General features: G+C 75.6%; 1 protein-coding gene. It reads left to right on the top strand.

Annotated elements, in window-relative coordinates:
* Positions 1–133: 133 nt before the first annotated feature.
* A partial coding sequence (locus AC2W7A_RS13030; RefSeq protein WP_485991695.1) for a hypothetical protein occupies positions 134–786 on the top strand: 653 nt, incomplete at its 3' end.

Below are 786 nucleotides of genomic sequence, written 5' to 3' on the forward strand. Positions count from 1 at the left end.
CGCGGAGCGGGCCGGCCGCCGAGCCGGTGGACCCGGACGGCCGGGCCGTGCAGGCAAAGGAGAGCAGCTCGCCGCCGCAGGACAGCAGCGAGCAGCAGCGGGACAACCGGCCGCAGGGCAGCAAGGAGCAGACATGACCCCCACGCAGGACACCGCCGACACCCGGCGCGCCGAGCTCACCGCCCTGCCGGGCGTGGAGCAGGTCCTCTCGGACGAGGGCCTGTCCGCAATCGTCGGCCGCCGGGTGGAGGCCGTGCACGAGCGGGTGAAGCCGGGGCAGTCGATCATCGTCTCCTGGCGCGCCGTGGGCACGGACGGCACCGAGTCCCTCACCGCCTCCCTGGAGGAGTCGGACCACGGCTGGCTCATGCTCACGTCCGACGCGGACAAGGTGCGCAGCGCACAGCGGCGCGCCGAGAAGCTCGGGCTCGAGGGCCACGTCCGCGTCCATCCCTGGGACGGGGACGCCACGGTGCTGTGGGGCAGCGTGTGGACCGACCCGGCCCTGGCCGTGCCGATCCGCCGGGCCCGGGACGTGCTCCAGCGGCGTCACCCGCAGGCGCGCTCCTGGACCGTGCTGCGGCACAATCCCAAGCGCCGCGTGGTGGTGCGGGTGGGTGATGAGGTCGTCCGGATCCACGCCGACCGCCTGGACGGCGCGGACGGGATGCTCGCCACCGTGGCCCGCTGGGACGCCGCCGGCGCGCCCGTGCTCGCCCTGGAGCCGGTGGGCATCAAGGGCACCGCCGCCGCCTCCCCGTTCTGGGGGCGCCGGAGACCTGGACG

The sequence above is a fragment of the Micrococcus sp. LASM2_SD2 genome (assembly GCF_057364565.1).